Consider the following 15805-nt stretch of genomic DNA (forward strand, 5'->3'; position numbering starts at 1 on the left):
GTAGGTACGCTCAGACCTTGTGCCTGGGGTGTGCCCTGGCCCTCGTGCGTGTCTTCCACCGCGGTGAGGGTCGTGACCGGCCACCGCAATCCGCGCTCTCTCCCGCCTGGCGGCAGGGGTTCGCGGCTTCGACACACCCGACCGCGTGGGTCGGCGACGTTCCAGGTTAGCTTCACCATTCGGCACACAGAAACCGGAGAAGTAGTGCCTACGATCCAGCAGCTGGTCCGGAAGGGCCGGCAGGACAAGGTCGAGAAGAACAAGACGCCCGCACTCGAGGGTTCTCCTCAGCGCCGGGGCGTCTGCACGCGTGTGTTCACGACCACCCCGAAGAAGCCGAACTCGGCCCTGCGTAAGGTCGCGCGTGTGCGTCTGACCAGCGGGATCGAGGTCACCGCTTACATTCCGGGTGAGGGGCACAACCTGCAGGAGCACTCCATCGTGCTCGTGCGCGGCGGCCGTGTGAAGGACCTGCCGGGTGTTCGCTACAAGATCATCCGCGGTTCGCTCGACACCCAGGGTGTCAAGAACCGCAAGCAGGCCCGCAGCCGCTACGGCGCCAAGAAGGAGAAGTAAGAATGCCTCGTAAGGGCCCCGCCCCGAAGCGCCCGGTCATCATCGACCCGGTCTACGGTTCTCCTCTGGTGACCTCCCTGATCAACAAGGTGCTGCTGAACGGCAAGCGCTCCACCGCCGAGCGCATCGTCTACGGCGCCATGGAGGGCCTGCGCGAGAAGACCGGCAACGACCCGGTCATCACGCTGAAGCGCGCTCTCGAGAACATCAAGCCGACCCTCGAGGTCAAGTCCCGCCGCGTCGGTGGTGCGACGTACCAGGTGCCGATCGAGGTCAAGCCCGGTCGCGCCAACACCCTCGCGCTGCGCTGGCTCGTCGGTTACTCCCGCGCCCGTCGCGAGAAGACCATGACCGAGCGTCTGCTCAACGAGCTCCTCGACGCCTCCAACGGCCTCGGTGCCGCTGTGAAGAAGCGCGAGGACACGCACAAGATGGCCGAGTCCAACAAGGCCTTCGCGCACTACCGCTGGTAGTCGCTACCCCCATCGAGACCGAGAGAAGACTGAAGCCTTATGGCTACCACTTCACTTGACCTGGCCAAGGTCCGCAACATCGGGATCATGGCCCACATCGACGCGGGCAAGACGACCACCACCGAGCGGATCCTGTTCTACACCGGCGTCAGCTACAAGATCGGTGAGGTCCACGACGGCGCCGCCACGATGGACTGGATGGAGCAGGAGCAGGAGCGTGGCATCACGATCACGTCTGCTGCGACCACCTGTCACTGGCCGCTCGAGGACAACGACTACACGATCAACATCATCGACACCCCGGGGCACGTCGACTTCACCGTCGAGGTGGAGCGTTCCCTGCGTGTGCTCGACGGTGCCGTGACCGTGTTCGACGGTGTCGCCGGTGTCGAGCCGCAGTCCGAGACGGTGTGGCGTCAGGCCGACCGTTACGGCGTGCCCCGCATCTGCTTCGTGAACAAGCTGGACCGCACCGGCGCCGAGTTCCACCGCTGCGTGGAGATGATCTCGGACCGCCTGGGCGCCCAGCCGCTCGTCATGCAGCTCCCGATCGGTGCCGAGGCCGACTTCAAGGGCGTCGTGGACCTGGTCCGCATGAAGGCGCTCGTGTGGTCCGCCGAGGCCGCCAAGGGCGAGATGTACGACACCGTCGACATCCCGGCCACGCACGCCGAGGCCGCCGAGGAGTGGCGCGGCAAGCTGGTCGAGGCCGTCGCGGAGAACGACGAAGAGATCATGGAGATGTTCCTCGAGGGCCAGGAGCCCACCGAGGAGCAGCTGTACGCCGCGATCCGTCGTGTCACCATCGCGTCCGGCAAGTCCAGCGACACCACGGTCACCCCGGTGTTCTGCGGCACCGCGTTCAAGAACAAGGGCGTCCAGCCCCTGCTCGACGCGGTCGTGCGCTACCTGCCGACCCCGCTCGACGTCGAGGCCATCGAGGGCCACGACGTCAAGGACCCCGAGGTCGTCGTCAAGCGCAAGCCGTCCGAGGAAGAGCCGCTGGCCGCGCTCGCGTTCAAGATCATGAGCGACCCGCACCTCGGCAAGCTCACCTTCGTCCGGGTCTACTCGGGCCGCCTGCAGTCCGGCACCGCGGTGCTGAACTCCGTCAAGGGCAAGAAGGAGCGCATCGGCAAGATCTACCGCATGCACGCGAACAAGCGTGAGGAGATCGAGTCGGTGGGCGCCGGCGACATCGTCGCCGTCATGGGCCTGAAGCAGACCACCACCGGTGAGACGCTGTCCGACGACAAGAGCCCGGTCATCCTGGAGTCCATGGACTTCCCGGCGCCGGTCATCCAGGTCGCCATCGAGCCCAAGTCGAAGGGCGACCAGGAGAAGCTCGGCGTCGCGATCCAGCGCCTGGCCGAGGAGGACCCCTCCTTCCAGGTCCACTCGGACGAGGAGACCGGCCAGACCATCATCGGCGGTATGGGCGAGCTGCACCTCGAGGTGCTGGTCGACCGCATGCGCCGTGAGTTCAAGGTCGAGGCCAACGTCGGCAAGCCGCAGGTCGCGTACCGTGAGACGATCCGCAAGGCCGTCGAGCGCGTGGACTACACCCACAAGAAGCAGACCGGTGGTACCGGTCAGTTCGCCAAGGTGCAGATCGCGATCGAGCCGATCGAGGGCGGCGACGCCTCGTACGAGTTCGTGAACAAGGTGACCGGTGGCCGCATCCCGAAGGAGTACATCCCTTCGGTGGACGCCGGTGCTCAGGAGGCCATGCAGTTCGGCATCCTGGCCGGCTACGAGATGACGGGCGTCCGCGTCACGCTCATCGACGGTGGCTACCACGAGGTCGACTCCTCCGAGCTCGCCTTCAAGATCGCCGGTTCGCAGGCCTTCAAGGAGGCCGCGCGCAAGGCTTCGCCCGTGCTCCTCGAGCCGATGATGGCCGTCGAGGTCACCACGCCCGAGGACTACATGGGCGACGTCATCGGTGACATCAACTCCCGCCGTGGCCAGATCCAGGCCATGGAGGAGCGGATGGGTGCCCGCGTCGTGAAGGGCCTCGTGCCGCTGTCGGAGATGTTCGGCTACGTCGGAGACCTCCGCAGCAAGACGTCGGGTCGCGCAAGCTACTCGATGCAGTTCGACTCCTACGCCGAGGTTCCCCGGAACGTCGCCGAGGAGATCATCGCGAAGGCCAAGGGCGAGTAACAGAGTCCGTTTACCGGACCCCGTTCTCACGCTTTAGGCTTGACCCCGGAGCCTGCATGGGGCATTCCGCCACAACCCGGCGGAATGCCCCGGCACCCGGGCTTTCCAGCAAAGATCACCTGGCGCCGATGAGTAAGGCGTACAGAACCACTCCACAGGAGGACCCCAGTGGCGAAGGCGAAGTTCGAGCGGACTAAGCCGCACGTCAACATCGGCACCATCGGTCACATCGACCACGGTAAGACGACCCTCACGGCCGCCATTACCAAGGTGCTGCATGACGCGTACCCCGACCTGAACGAGGCCTCGGCCTTCGACCAGATCGACAAGGCTCCTGAGGAGCGCCAGCGCGGTATCACGATCTCCATCGCGCACGTCGAGTACCAGACGGAGACGCGTCACTACGCCCACGTCGACTGCCCCGGTCACGCGGACTACATCAAGAACATGATCACGGGTGCGGCGCAGATGGACGGCGCCATCCTCGTGGTCGCCGCGACCGACGGCCCGATGCCGCAGACCAAGGAGCACGTGCTCCTGGCCCGCCAGGTCGGCGTTCCGTACATCGTCGTCGCCCTGAACAAGGCCGACATGGTGGACGACGAGGAGATCCTGGAGCTCGTCGAGCTCGAGGTGCGTGAGCTCCTCTCCGAGTACGAGTTCCCGGGCGACGAGCTTCCGGTCGTCAAGGTCTCCGCTCTGAAGGCCCTCGAGGGCGACAAGGAGTGGGGCAACTCGGTCCTCGAGCTCATGAAGGCCGTGGACGAGTCCATCCCGGAGCCCGAGCGCGACGTCGACAAGCCGTTCCTGATGCCGATCGAGGACGTCTTCACGATCACCGGTCGTGGCACCGTCGTCACCGGTCGTATCGAGCGCGGCATCCTCAAGGTCAACGAGACCGTCGACATCATCGGCATCAAGACCGAGAAGACCACCACCACGGTCACCGGCATCGAGATGTTCCGCAAGCTGCTCGACGAGGGCCAGGCCGGTGAGAACGTCGGCCTCCTGCTCCGCGGCATCAAGCGCGAGGACGTCGAGCGCGGCCAGGTCATCATCAAGCCGGGCTCGGTCACCCCGCACACCGAGTTCGAGGCGCAGGCCTACATCCTGTCCAAGGACGAGGGTGGCCGCCACACGCCGTTCTTCAACAACTACCGTCCGCAGTTCTACTTCCGTACGACGGACGTGACCGGCGTCGTGACCCTCCCCGAGGGCACCGAGATGGTCATGCCGGGTGACAACACCGAGATGAAGGTGGAGCTCATCCAGCCCGTCGCCATGGAAGAGGGCCTGAAGTTCGCCATCCGTGAGGGTGGCCGGACCGTGGGCGCCGGCCAGGTCACCAAGATCAACAAGTAAGCTCTCCGCTTGCTTGTCGGTCCACCGACCTGACATGGGCTGATGCCTGAGAGGGGCCCGTACGACTCCGGTCGTACGGGCCCTTCGCATGTCCGGGGGAGCGGTGGGGCTACTCGCGCGTCCCCGCGAGTTCCACCGCGCGGCGCCGCGTGGCGAGCCCCGCCGGGACCACCGAGGCGATCACCGCGAAGACGGCGCAGGAGACCACCACCCCGCCGAGGGCCGCCCACGGCAGCTCGATGGTGGTGTCCACCGAGAGCAGGGCCAGCGCACCCCACATCCCCGCCAGGTTGAGCCCGGCCACCACCAGCCCGAGCAGCCCGCCGACCGCCACCACCAGCAGCGACTCGGCACCGACCATCCGCAGTACCTGCCATCGGGTGGCCCCGGCCAGCCGCAGCACCGCCAGCTCGCGCCCCCGGTCGGCGGTGGCCATCACCATGGTGTTGACCAGGGCGATCCCGGTGTAGAGCAGGGCGATGCCCAGCACCAGGAGGAGACCCGCCCGCGTCGTGCCGTTGGTCCCCGGGGAGGCGGCCGCGACCCACTCGTCCCGGCTCGACACCCGCCCGCCGGTCGCGCCCACCGCCTCGCGCAGCCCGGTGGCCACGGCCCCGGCGTCGGCGCCGTCCGCGAGGGCGACGTCCACCCGGTCGACCGGGGCGCCGGGGGCGTTGGCCCGCGTGACGTAGACGCCGTTGCCGCCGGTGCCGGTCGCCATCACGGCGGCGATGCGCAGCGTCCTGCGGGTGCCGTCCCCGAGCCACACCCGCACGCTCCGGCCCACGGAGTGCCGCTCCCACTCCCCGTTGACGATGATCGAGGCGTCGTCGAGCTCGGTCGTCCTGCCCTGCGTGAGCGGCAGCCGGGTGGTGGCGGCGAGGGCCTCGGGGTCGGCGACGGCACGCGCGTCGGACCTGATGAGCGCGGTGCCCTCCTCCAGGACGTACACCGCGCTGGACGCGGTCGGCGAGACCACAGTGCCGGGTACCGAGCGCAGCCGGTCCACGGCCCGGGCGTCCAGGCCCGCGCCGCCCGCCGCCGTGACCACGAAGGCGGCGGCGGTCCGCTCGCGCGTCTCGGCGGCCTCGGCCTCGTCGAGCGTCGCGGTGGCACCGAGCAGCGAGCCCGCGAGGGCGACCGTCACCAGCACGGGCGCCGCGACGGCGGCCGTACGGCGCACCCCGGCGGCGGCGTTCTCCCGCACCAGCAGGCCCGTCGCGCCGGGCAGCCGGGCCAGGAGCCGCGACAGCGGTCCCACCACGACGGGGGCGAGCATCGCCACCGCGGTGATCAGCAGCATCGGACGGCTCACGTACGTCTTGCGGTGCAGCAGGCCGCCGGGGTCCCCGGCCAGCGCGATGCCGAGCGTCACCAGGGCGGTCAGCAGCAGGCCCCCGCCGAACAGCCACCGGCCCCACGTCATCGCGCCGGTGTCCACGGACGCCTCGCGCAGCGCCTGTGCCGGGGCCGTGCGGCCCGCCCGCCAGGCCGCGGCGAGCACGCCGCACAGGGCGACGAGGAGCCCCGTCCAGAAGGCCATGTGGTATGGCCAGGTGTGGTCGCCGATGGTGAACCAGGCCGGTGCCAGGCCGCTGTCGACCACCCGTGCGGCCAGGTGCGGCGCACCCCACGCGCCGAGCCCGCAGCCGGCCGCGGAGGCGAGCACGCCCACCCCCAGGGCCTCGGCCGTCACCAGCGCGCGGAGCTGCCCGGGTGTCGCCCCGGCGGTGCGCAGCAGCCCGAACTCCCGGCGCCGCTGCGCCACGGTGAAGGCGAACGTGGAGGCGACGACGAACACCGACACGAAGGCGGTGACGCCGCCGGCCGTGCCGAACATGGCGTTCATCGCCGTCAGTGCCTCGCGGTCCCGGTCCGGATCGGCGTCGGCGAGCCTGCGGTCGTCCCCGGTGAGGACGCGCACCCCCGGGCTGCCGCGCACCGCGTCCCGCACGGCCGAGGCGTCCGCGTCGACCGTGAGCTGAAGGCTGACGGGGGAGAGCCGCGCGGCCTCGGCGTCGGTGTAGAAGACGGCGTTCTCGAAGCCATGGTCCGGCACGGTGCCCACGACCCGGACGACACCGCGGTCGGTGCGCAGCCGCTCGCCCGGCGCGGCCCAGCCGCCGGTGACGGCGACCTCGCCGTCGGTGCGTGGCGCGCGGCCCGCGTCGATCGCGTACGGGGCGAACGCGGCGGTGGACCAAGGGTGGCCCACCAGGTCACCGGGCCCGCCCTCGGCGCGTACCGGGAAGGACCGGTCCGCGACGACCCGGCCGAGCCGCTCCAGTTCCGCGACGGTCCCGGCCGGCACGGCACGCGGCCGGGCCAGCTCGTGCGTGCGGTCGCCGACCGGCGTGGGGACCCGCAGGGTGTCCTGGCCGCGCACCACGACCGACGCCGCGGCGAACCGCTCCGGCTCCCGGTCGGGCGCGTCCAGCGACGAGGCGAGGGCCAGCCCCGTCACGGCGAGCAGGGCGACGCCCAGCGACAGCGCGACGAAGCTGCCGGCGAAGGTGGCCCAGCGGGTGCGCAGGGTGCGCAGGGCGACACTCAGCACGGGAGGGCCTCCAGCCGGGTCATGGGGGTGGTGACGGCGTCGGCGCCCGCACCGGCCGGTTCGCCGGCCATGCGGTCGGCGAAGGGGACGAACCGCTCCGGACCTCGGGCGGGTGCGTCCATGGCGGGGTTCAGCACGGCACGGCCTCCAGCCGGGTCATGCGGGACGCGATGTCGTCGGCGTTCGCGCCGGTCAGTTCGCCGTGGACGTGACCGTCGACCAGGAAGACCACGCGGTCGGCGTAGGAGGCGGCGACCGGGTCGTGGGTGACCATGACGACGGTCTGGCCCGCTTCGTCGACCATGCCGCGCAGCAGCGTCAGCACCTCGTGGCCGGTCCGCGAGTCCAGGGCGCCGGTCGGCTCGTCGCCGAAGAGCACGTCGGGGCGGGTGATCAGGGCGCGGGCCAGGGCGACGCGCTGCTGCTGGCCACCGGACAGCTCGCTGGGCCGGTGTCCGGCCCGGTCGCCGAGTCCCACCCGCCGCAGCACCTCGCGCACCTGCGCGCGGCCGGGCCGGCGTCCGGCCAGCCGGAGCGGCAGCGCCACGTTCTGCTCGGCGGTCAGCGACGGCAGCAGGTTGAACGCCTGGAAGACGAAGCCGATGCGCTCGCGGCGCAGCAGCGTCAGCCTGGTCTCGCTCAGCCGGGTCAGCTCGGTGTCCCCGACGACGACCGACCCGGACGTGGGCCGGTCGAGACCGGCTGCGCACTGCAGGAGGGTCGACTTGCCCGAGCCGGAGGGGCCCATGACGGCGGTGAAGCTACCCCTGGGGAAGGCCAGGGAGACGTCGTCGAGGGCCGTCACGGTGCGGTCGCCCGCCCCGTACCGTCTGCTGACGGCCCGCAACCGGACCGCGTGGACCGCGCTGTTGTTCATGTGTCCCCACTCAACCTTCGTCGCCTTCTGCGCTGGTGACTCCACGAAACCGTCCGCGACCCCTGCGGCGCAGTGAGGCAGAGGCGAGATACGGGGTAGGGCGGGCCATACCCCCGAAGCGCCCCCTGGGCCGATGGTCCGGCCGCGGAGGGGAGTTCTACGGTGATCCGCATGCACCCTCGGAACGTGTGGCAGGCCATGTCCGGACCCGGCTTCCTGCTGTCGGCGTGGCCCTGGCGCGCGGTCGCCCACCTGGTGACCGGGGCGGTGGCCGGTGCCGTGACCCTGGTGGGGATCGTGGCCGCCGCCACCGTCGCCGGTGTCCTCGCCGTCGTCGTGGTGGGCCTGCCGCTGCTGGTCCTCACCGTCCTCGCGGGCATACCCGTCGCCCACCTGGAGCGGTACCGGCTGCGCATCGTCGACCGCGACCCCGCCCCGGACCGGCACCGGCGGCCGGCCGTCCCGGGGCTGTGGCCCTGGCTGACCACCCGGCTGCGGGAGCGGGCGACCTGGCGGGAGCTGGGCCACGCCCTGCTGTTCGCCGGTCTGCTCTGGCCGGTGGACGCCGTGGTCGTCACCGCGGCCCTGGCCACACCGCTGTCCATGGTGGCCACCCCGCTGCTGATGGCGACCGTCGGCGGCGGCGAGGAGGCGAAGGTGCTCAAGACGTGGACGGTCACCACCTGGCCGACCGCGTTCGGCGCCGCGCTGCTGGGCCTGCTGCTCCTCGCCCTGGGCGGCTACGCGCTCGGTCTGGCCGCCGGTGCGCGGGCCGAGCTGACCCGGGTCCTGATCGCCCCGCGCGACGGCGACCTGGGCGCAAGGGTCGTCGAACTGACCCGCTCGCGCGTGCGGTTGGTGGACGCGTTCGAGTCGGAGCGGCGCCGTATCGAGCGCGATCTGCACGACGGGGCGCAGCAGCGTCTGGTGGCCCTGACGATGGCCCTCGGCCTGGCCCGGCTGGACGCGCCGCCCGGCCCGCTGGCCGATCAGCTCGCCAAGGCGCACGGTGAGGCGGGCAAGGCGCTGGAGGAACTGCGGGAGCTGATCCACGGCATCCACCCCAAGGTCCTCGCCGACTACGGCCTTCAGGCCGCGGTGGCCGACGCCGCCGACCGGTCCGCCGTGCCCGTCGACGTCACCCTGGAGCTGGCCGGGAGGCTGCCCCAGGCGGTGGAGGCCGCAGCCTACTTCGTGGTCCGCGAGGCCCTCGCCAACGTCGGCAGGCACAGCGGCGCCGACCGCGCGGAGGTGACCGGCGGGCACCTCGACGGACGGCTGTTCCTGGAGGTCCGGGACGACGGCCGGGGCGGCGCCGACGCCGGGGCGGGCAGTGGGCTGACCGGTCTCGCCGACCGGGTGTCGGTGCTGGATGGCAGACTCTCCCTGTCCAGCCCGCCGGGCGGACCGACCCTGTTGCGCGTGGAGATTCCTTGCGAGTGGACCGAACGCTTCGCGTAGTGCTGGCCGAGGACAGCGTGTTGCTGCGGGACGGGCTGACCGGCCTGCTCGCCCGCTGCGGGCACGAGGTGGTGGCCGCCGTCGGGGACGCGGAGGCGCTGGTCGCGGCGGTGGCGGAGCACGCCCCGGACGTCGTGGTCACCGACGTCCGCATGCCGCCCGGCTTCCAGGACGAGGGCCTGCACGCGGCGGTGCGGCTGCGGGAGCGGAGCCCGGCCCTGCCCGTCCTCGTCCTCAGCCAGTACGTGCAGCGGACCTACGCCGCCGAGCTGCTGGACTCCGGTGACGGAACGGGTGTCGGCTACCTGCTGAAGGACCGCGTCGGCCAGGTCGAGGAGTTCGTCGAGGCGCTGACCGAGGTCGCGGACGGCGGCACGGTCGTCGACCCGGAGGTGGTACGCCAGTTGCTGCGCCGCCGCCGGGACCCGCTGGAGCGGCTCACCCCGCGTGAGCGGGAGGTGCTCGCGCTGGTCGCGGAGGGCAGGTCCAACGCGGCGGTCGCCGGCCAACTCGTCGTCTCCGAGGCCGCGGTGGGCAAGCACATCGGGAGCATCCTCACCAAGCTCGACCTGCCTCCGGCGACCGATACCCACCGCAGGGTGCTGGCGGTCCTGGCGTATCTGCGGGCGTGAGGCGGCCGTTCGCCTGCCCGCGACGGGGGTTGTGATTGGGTCACGAACCCATCGTGGCCCTGCACTTCTCCTGTTCGGGACGGCACGATTGATCGCCGGAAGTTCCCGCCGGCCGCCGCCCCGCACCGGAAAGTGAGTCCGTGAGTACCGTCCCGCCCCCCGACCGTTCCGACGACGAACCGTCGTCCTCCCTGTCCGACGAGCAACTGGAGTCGTTCCTGCGGGAGGCCACCGAAGGCGGTGGCACCTCCGCGCCCAAGGAGCCCTCCGCGCGTGCCCGGATGGTGGCCCGGCGGCTGCGGGAGGAGGACGAGGCGGCCCGGCGTGCCGACCCTCGTGGCGGGCGTAAGGACCAGGGGCCGCCGTCCCCGCCGGGATGGCGTACCGGCCCGGCGCCGTCGGCGGGCGGCTCCCGGAAGCGGCGGATGGGCGCGGTCGTCGGCGTACTGGTCCTGGCGGCGCTCGCGGTCGTCGCCGTACGGCCCTCGCTGGTGCTGCCGGACGACGAAGGCGGCTCCGGACAGCCCTTGGCGGCCGAGACCGCGCGGCCGACCGGCGCCCCCGGCGACCCCGCCGACTCCGGCCGGGCCACGCCCGAGCACCCCTTCCGCGGCTCGCCCGCCGAACAGTGGGCCGAGGGCGCCGACGCCATCGAGGTCCCGAAGGCGAAGGCGCTCTCCGGGATGAGCGAGGACGACGTGGCGTTCGCGCTGCGCCGCACCAAGGATCTGCTGGTCGCCGCCAACCTGGACCCCGCCGTCCTGCGCGGCGGCCGGCCGGACAAGGCGCTGGCCGTCCTCGACCCGAAGCAGCCCAAGCTGCTGCCCGACCTGCGCCGCTCGCTGCGGGAACCGGACGAGGAGCACGACCCGCTGCTGCTCTTCACCCGGTTCGACCCGGCCGAGACCCGCCCGGCCGGCGACGTGGTCAAGGTCCGCGGCCGCATGACGCTCGCCGCCGGGGAGCCCGGCGAAGTGAAGGTGAACGCCGACTACACCTTCGTCTACCCGCTGGTGCGGACCGACGACCCCGACGGCCCGGTGGCCCGCACCATCGTCCGCCGCGAACTGACCCTGACGCTCAACGACCCGGCCGCCTGGGACGTGACCGAGGGCAAGCTGGTGCTGGAGAAGTACTTCGCCGAGCACAACAACACCAATTGCGATGTCCACGACGGCTACCTGCACCCCGGGTTCGCCGACGACCGCCCCGAAGGCGAGCGGCCCACCGGGCCCGCGATCGACCCGTACGACCGCACCGAGCCCCTCACACCGGACGGTTCCTGCGGCGAGGTCACCCGCACCTGACGCCGCACGGCGCGACCGGGCCCGGGTGCGCTCTCCCTGCGCGCACCCGGGCCCGTCCCTCGTCGTCCCCCGTCATCCCGCGTGGGACTCGTGGGGCTCTCAGCCGCTCACACCCGCTGCCACAGCGCCGGCACGTTCGACGGCTCCCAGCCCTGCTGGGCCTGGTGGCCCTGGAGGCAGCGGTAGGTGGCGCCGCCGTACGTCACCGTGTCGCCCGCCTGGTAGACGGTGCCGGCCGCCCAGGTGCCGCCGGGCTCTCCGGGCTCGCCCGGGTCCTCGCCGCCGCCCCCGGTCGTCTTCAGGGTGAGGCCGTAGTTCTGGAGCAGCGGGTTGACCGGCTGGAAGAAGGTCGTGCCGCCGCTGCCGCAGTTGCCCGACCCGCCCGAGGTGACGCCCTGCGCCTGGCTGCCGGATATGTACGAGCCGCCAGAGTCGCCGGGCTCGGCGCACACCGTGGTGCGGGTGACGCCGCTGATGGTCCCCTCGGGGTAGGTCACGCTGGTGTCGTGCTGCTGGATGGTGCCGCAGTGCCAGCCGGTGGTGGAACCGGAACGGCACACGGACGCGCCGACCGGGGCCTGCGTCGACCCGGCGACCTGCACGTTCTGACCGCCCGCCCCGTTGACGTAGGGCGTGGCCGTCCACTGGGAGTTGGTGGCCACCCAGGCCATGTCGCGGCCGGGGAAGACCGACCCCTGGAAGGTGCCCTGGGCCACCCGGTTCGCGCCGCTCGTGCTCGCGCCCGCCCGGCCGCAGTGACCGGCGGTGGCGAAGCCCTGCTGGGTGCCCTTGGTGACGGGGAAGCCGATCGAGCAGCGCCCGCTGTTGTTGATGTAGTACGCCTCGCCACCCCGCAGGTCGTACAGCGGGCGGGGCCGCTCGGCCGACGTCTCCACGCGCGCGAGCCCGGCGCCGACACCGGCCGCGTCGAGGAGGGCGCGGGCCGCGGACGGGCGTACGGCCTGCACGGTGACCGTGTTCGTGCGTACGTCGACGTACCGGACCGGCGCGTCGGTGGTGTCCCGGTGCGCGGCCGCCCGGTCCAGCCGGGACTTGGCCGCGTCCAGGTCGGCGAGCGAGTGCCGGACGACCTCGGCCACCGCGCCCCGCGCCTCGATCACCGCCACGTCGGCCGCGTCCGTCGTCGCCACGGTCAGCGTGCCGGACTCGGCGCCGCGCACCCAGGCGCCCGCGAAGTCGCCGCCGAGGTCGGCCCGCAGCCGGCCCGCGACGGCACCGGCCTCGGCCTCGTTCACGAGCCGGCGTTCGGCCTGCTCCCGGTCGAGGCCGAGGTCGCGCTCCATGGCCCGGAGCAGGGCGGGCGGGGCGGCGTCGGCGCGCAGCGCCTCGGCGGCCGTGGGCGCGGCGGGGAAGGGTGCCGTCCCGGCGCTCGCGGAGCCGCTGAGCCCGGCCACGAGCAGGGCGGCCGTCGCGGCGACGGCGGCACCCACGGCTCTGGTCTGTCGGTGTCGGTGGGGCATGGGGGATCTCCTCGGTCTCGGTGGGGAGGTGCCGAAACCGTAGGGAGGGACGACCGGTGTCCATAAGACGTCGGCCGGCCCTCTCCCCGGCGTTATGGAAAGCGCCGTCACGGTACGCGGTGCGCCGCCATCCACTCGGTGTAGGTGTCGCTGCCCGCCGCCACGCCTGCGTGCGCCATCCGCGCCTGCGCCAGCACGGTCGCGGCGGTGTCCCGCTGCTGCGTCACCTCGTGCCAGCCCAGCAGGTGCCGCCAGGCCAGTGGGGTGCCGGTGAGCGGGCGGGTGACGATGCCGGGGGTGGTCGGGAAGGTCGCCCGGCACAGGCCGGCCGCCCGGCCCACCTGCACCAGGTGGACGAGGGACGCGGTGTCGGTCTCGTACATGCGGCGCGGGGTGAACCCGGCGCGGGCGCACGAGGCGGTGAAGCAGTCGCCGAAGCAGCCGTCGCCGGGTACGCAGGCCCACTCCTCGCCCGCCAGCTCGGTCAGGTCCACCTCCGGCCGGCCGGCGAGCGGGTGGCCGCCGGGCATCATCACGAAGACCGGGTCGACGGCGACCTCCCGCCAGACCAGCCCCTCGGCGCCGGGCGGGGCCGCCGACCCGCAGGTCCCGGCGAGCGCGAAGTCCAGCCGACCGTCGGCCAGCTGCTCGGCCAGCTCCCGCTCCGACCAGGAGGTGCAGGTCGTCATCCGGGCGTCCGGTGCCACGTCGGCGAGCCGGTCCACCAGGGCGCCGAGGAGCGGCCCGTGGGTGCCGCCCAGCCGCAGGTGCCGCGCGGTCCGCGGGGCCCGCGCGAACCGGGCCGCCTCCTGCTGCAGCTCGGTCACCGCGGGCAGCACGATCCGGCTGCGCTCCAGCACCAGCTCCCCGAGCGCGGTGGCCCGCACCCCGTGCCGCCCCCGGACGAACAACGCCCCGCCCAGCGCCCGTTCGATCCGCTTCAGCTGGGCGCTCAACGCGGGCTGCGCGAGTCCGAGCGCCGTCGCCGCCCTGGTGAGGCTGCCGGCGTCGGCGATGGCCCGGACCGTCCTGAGATGCCGCAACTCCAGCTCCATAGGGGGAGCTTGCGGCGGGGGAGGGGCGGGGGCAAGAGGCTGGTACAGACCAGAATGGGTCGCCTCGCCCGCGGAGGGCGACCGGACGCCTCAGACGCGGTGCACCGTGTGCAGCGTCCGCGCGTACGTGCCGGTGCCGTCCAGCAGCGAGGCGCCCCCGAGGTCGGACATGGTCGGCCCGTTCGCCGTCTTGCGGCTGGAGAGGAAGCGGCGCCCGCCCGCGCCGTCCTCGCCGAGGTAGATGCCGACGTGGTCCGCCGTGGCGGTCTCGGTGTCGTCCCCCGAGTCGGCGTTGAACAGGACCAGGTCGCCGGGCTGGAGCTGCTCGGCCGCCGGCGGCTTCGAACCGTCCGTCCGCGCGACGCGCACCCCGGGCGCGTGGTCGGCCATGTCCCGGGACTTGCGGGGCAGCCGGGTGCCCGAGGTGTCCTGGCCCGCCGCCAGCGGTACGCCCAGGTGGTAGCCGTAGACCATGCGGGTGTACCCCGAGCAGTCCAGGTTCCCGGCCTGCTTGGCGGACGGGCCGGTGTAGGTGCCGTCTGGGAAGGTCCAGCCGCTGTGCATGTACTCGTGGAAGTCGGCGCCCTCGTAGCGGTAGCCCCGCGGATCCAGGTAGCCGTAGCCCGCCTCGCCCATCACCCGCCTGCCCTCCGCCGGCCCGGCACCGGCGTCCACGGGGGCGGCTCCGGCCAGGAACATGGCGGCGTACGCCAGGAGGTCCGGCGCCGTCGAGCCGCACCAGCCGCGCACGACCTCCTCCAGCTCCGGTGTCCAGACCCCGTCGAAGGGCTCGGGCAGCACCCGCACCCAGGAGGAGTGGGTGACGACGGGCGGCGCCGCCCAGTCCGCGGCCGTCACCTCGTACCGGCTGACGAGCAGGGTCACCGGCAGGTTGGCGCAGCCGCGGTTGGCGAGGGCGCGCAGGCCGACGCGGCCCTTGCCGAAGGTGGCGTCGGTGACGTCGAAGGTCCACCCGGAGGGCTCGGCGCCGGCCGAGGGCCAGGCCTTGGCGCGGATCCCGGTGCCCTCGCGCCGCACCCGTATCGTCCAGTCGGTACCGGCCGGCACACCGGTGGCGAGCGTCACCTCCGCCGCGAGCTGGGTGACGGTGTCGTCGACCTCCTTCTCCACCCGGAACTGCACCGCCCCGGACGTGGTGAAGGAGAGCCGGGCCCGGTAGTTGTTGTGGGTGTCCTGGTACCCGAACGACAGGGCGTACGAGCAGGCGTCACCGGTCGGCACCTTGTCGAACCGCGCGACGGAGCGCACGTCGACGTCGGTGATCCCGTCGTCCCGCAGGGTGGCGTGACGGCTGGCGTAGTCGGTGCTGAGGGCGATGGCCCCGGCCCCCGGTCTCACCGAGTAGTCGGCGTCCACCGGTCCGAGGGTGGACCAGCTCCCGCCGCCGGGAGAGGTGCCCCAGTACGCCCGGTCGGCCGCGGGCAGCGCCGGGTCGGGCAGCGTCCGGACGAAGTCGTCCACGAACGGCTTCTTGTTCTCGGTGAACGTCCGCCGCGGGCCGGGCACCAGGACGCTGCGGGCCCCGTGGGTCAGCAGCGCGACGCGTCTGCCGCCGGAGGTGACCTCGGTGCGGGCGGGGGTGCCCGGCAGCACGGTGGCGGTGAGCCGGGACGCCAGGGTGAGGTGACCGAACCAGTCGGGCCCCAGCGGCGCCGTCGTCACGGAGGAGCGGGCCGCGGTCAGGGCGGTCGGCGCGACCGCCGGTGCGGCCGCGCCCTGCCCGGCGGCACGCGCGGGTGACGCGACGGCCGCGCCGGCCAGGGGGACGGTGGCGGCCGAGGCGGCGAGGAAGGTGAGCACGTTACGCCGTGAGGTGTGGGTCATGCCGGACATGATC

13 protein-coding genes are annotated in these 15805 nt (G+C 72.6%); 7 read left to right on the forward strand and 6 right to left on the reverse strand.

From position 1 onward, the window contains the following. The first annotated feature begins 204 nt into the window (after positions 1–204). The 4 genes from rpsL (at position 205) to tuf (ending at position 4577) form a co-directional block, all read left to right on the forward strand. On the forward strand, positions 205–576 hold the full coding sequence (gene rpsL / locus OIE75_RS22485; RefSeq protein WP_003948652.1) for a 30S ribosomal protein S12: 372 nt from the start codon (positions 205–207) through the stop codon (positions 574–576). 2 nt (positions 577–578) lie between these two features. Next, the gene (gene rpsG / locus OIE75_RS22490) at positions 579–1049 is read left to right on the forward strand and encodes a 30S ribosomal protein S7 (RefSeq protein ID WP_003974303.1); all 471 of its coding nucleotides are present in this window, start codon (positions 579–581) and stop codon (positions 1047–1049) included. Between the two features lie 39 nt (positions 1050–1088). Beyond that, positions 1089–3215: an elongation factor G gene (gene fusA / locus OIE75_RS22495; protein WP_125492299.1), complete on the forward strand. Its 2127-nt coding sequence runs from the start codon at positions 1089–1091 to the stop codon at positions 3213–3215. Between the two features lie 168 nt (positions 3216–3383). Further along, positions 3384–4577, forward strand: a complete 1194-nt coding sequence (gene tuf, locus OIE75_RS22500; protein WP_064729336.1) for an elongation factor Tu — start codon at positions 3384–3386, stop codon at positions 4575–4577. Between the two features lie 109 nt (positions 4578–4686). Here tuf and OIE75_RS22505 read toward each other — a convergent pair whose 3' ends face one another. From OIE75_RS22505 to OIE75_RS22515, 3 genes are read right to left on the reverse strand one after another with little or no spacing between them, the layout of a single operon-like run. Then, positions 4687–7134 (reverse strand): ABC transporter permease, encoded by a 2448-nt coding sequence (locus OIE75_RS22505; protein ID WP_329471965.1) that lies wholly within the window; start codon positions 7132–7134, stop codon positions 4687–4689. Beyond that, entirely contained in the window at positions 7128–7271 is a 144-nt protein-coding gene (locus OIE75_RS22510) for a hypothetical protein (RefSeq protein WP_329471966.1), read from the reverse strand. The genes OIE75_RS22505 and OIE75_RS22510 overlap by 7 nt, the downstream gene beginning before the upstream one ends. Further along, positions 7265–8011: an ABC transporter ATP-binding protein gene (locus tag OIE75_RS22515; protein WP_329471967.1), complete on the reverse strand. Its 747-nt coding sequence runs from the start codon at positions 8009–8011 to the stop codon at positions 7265–7267. The genes OIE75_RS22510 and OIE75_RS22515 overlap by 7 nt, the downstream gene beginning before the upstream one ends. A gap of 171 nt (positions 8012–8182) precedes the next feature. Here OIE75_RS22515 and OIE75_RS22520 point away from each other — a divergent pair, with 171 nt between their 5' ends. The 3 genes from OIE75_RS22520 (at position 8183) to OIE75_RS22530 (ending at position 11411) form a co-directional block, all read left to right on the forward strand. Next, entirely contained in the window at positions 8183–9472 is a 1290-nt protein-coding gene (locus tag OIE75_RS22520; RefSeq protein ID WP_307014557.1) for a sensor histidine kinase, read from the forward strand. Continuing rightward, the gene (locus OIE75_RS22525; RefSeq protein WP_307014559.1) at positions 9472–10104 is read left to right on the forward strand and encodes a response regulator; all 633 of its coding nucleotides are present in this window, start codon (positions 9472–9474) and stop codon (positions 10102–10104) included. The genes OIE75_RS22520 and OIE75_RS22525 overlap by 1 nt, the downstream gene beginning before the upstream one ends. Before the next feature lie 140 nt (positions 10105–10244). Further along, positions 10245–11411, forward strand: coding sequence for a hypothetical protein (locus OIE75_RS22530; RefSeq protein ID WP_329471968.1), 1167 nt, complete (start codon positions 10245–10247; stop codon positions 11409–11411). 107 nt (positions 11412–11518) lie between these two features. On the opposite strand, the gene OIE75_RS22535 is transcribed toward OIE75_RS22530, so the two are convergent. From OIE75_RS22535 to OIE75_RS22545, 3 genes are all read right to left on the reverse strand, one after another. After that, a complete protein-coding gene (locus OIE75_RS22535; protein WP_329471969.1) occupies positions 11519–12892 on the reverse strand; it encodes a carbohydrate-binding protein in 1374 nt (457 codons plus the stop codon). Between the two features lie 107 nt (positions 12893–12999). Continuing rightward, complete coding sequence (locus OIE75_RS22540; protein WP_307014562.1) at positions 13000–13947, reverse strand: LysR family transcriptional regulator; 948 nt, start codon at positions 13945–13947, stop codon at positions 13000–13002. Between the two features lie 90 nt (positions 13948–14037). Continuing rightward, positions 14038–15792: an NlpC/P60 family protein gene (locus OIE75_RS22545; RefSeq protein WP_329471970.1), complete on the reverse strand. Its 1755-nt coding sequence runs from the start codon at positions 15790–15792 to the stop codon at positions 14038–14040. Positions 15793–15805: the final 13 nt, after the last annotated feature.

Origin of the sequence: Streptomyces sp. NBC_01723, from assembly GCF_036246005.1 — a bacterium.
Taxonomy (GTDB): Bacteria; Actinomycetota; Actinomycetes; order Streptomycetales; family Streptomycetaceae; genus Streptomyces.

Coding starts and splice junctions, on each gene's coding strand:
- OIE75_RS22520 (WP_307014557.1), top strand. CDS start 8,183: ATGCACCCTCGGAACGTGTGGCAGGCCATGTCCGGACCCGGCTTCCTG.
- fusA (WP_125492299.1), top strand. CDS start 1,089: ATGGCTACCACTTCACTTGACCTGGCCAAGGTCCGCAACATCGGGATC.
- OIE75_RS22540 (WP_307014562.1), bottom strand. CDS start 13,947: ATGGAGCTGGAGTTGCGGCATCTCAGGACGGTCCGGGCCATCGCCGAC.
- OIE75_RS22515 (WP_329471967.1), bottom strand. CDS start 8,011: ATGAACAACAGCGCGGTCCACGCGGTCCGGTTGCGGGCCGTCAGCAGA.
- OIE75_RS22535 (WP_329471969.1), bottom strand. CDS start 12,892: ATGCCCCACCGACACCGACAGACCAGAGCCGTGGGTGCCGCCGTCGCC.
- rpsG (WP_003974303.1), top strand. CDS start 579: ATGCCTCGTAAGGGCCCCGCCCCGAAGCGCCCGGTCATCATCGACCCG.
- OIE75_RS22545 (WP_329471970.1), bottom strand. CDS start 15,792: ATGACCCACACCTCACGGCGTAACGTGCTCACCTTCCTCGCCGCCTCG.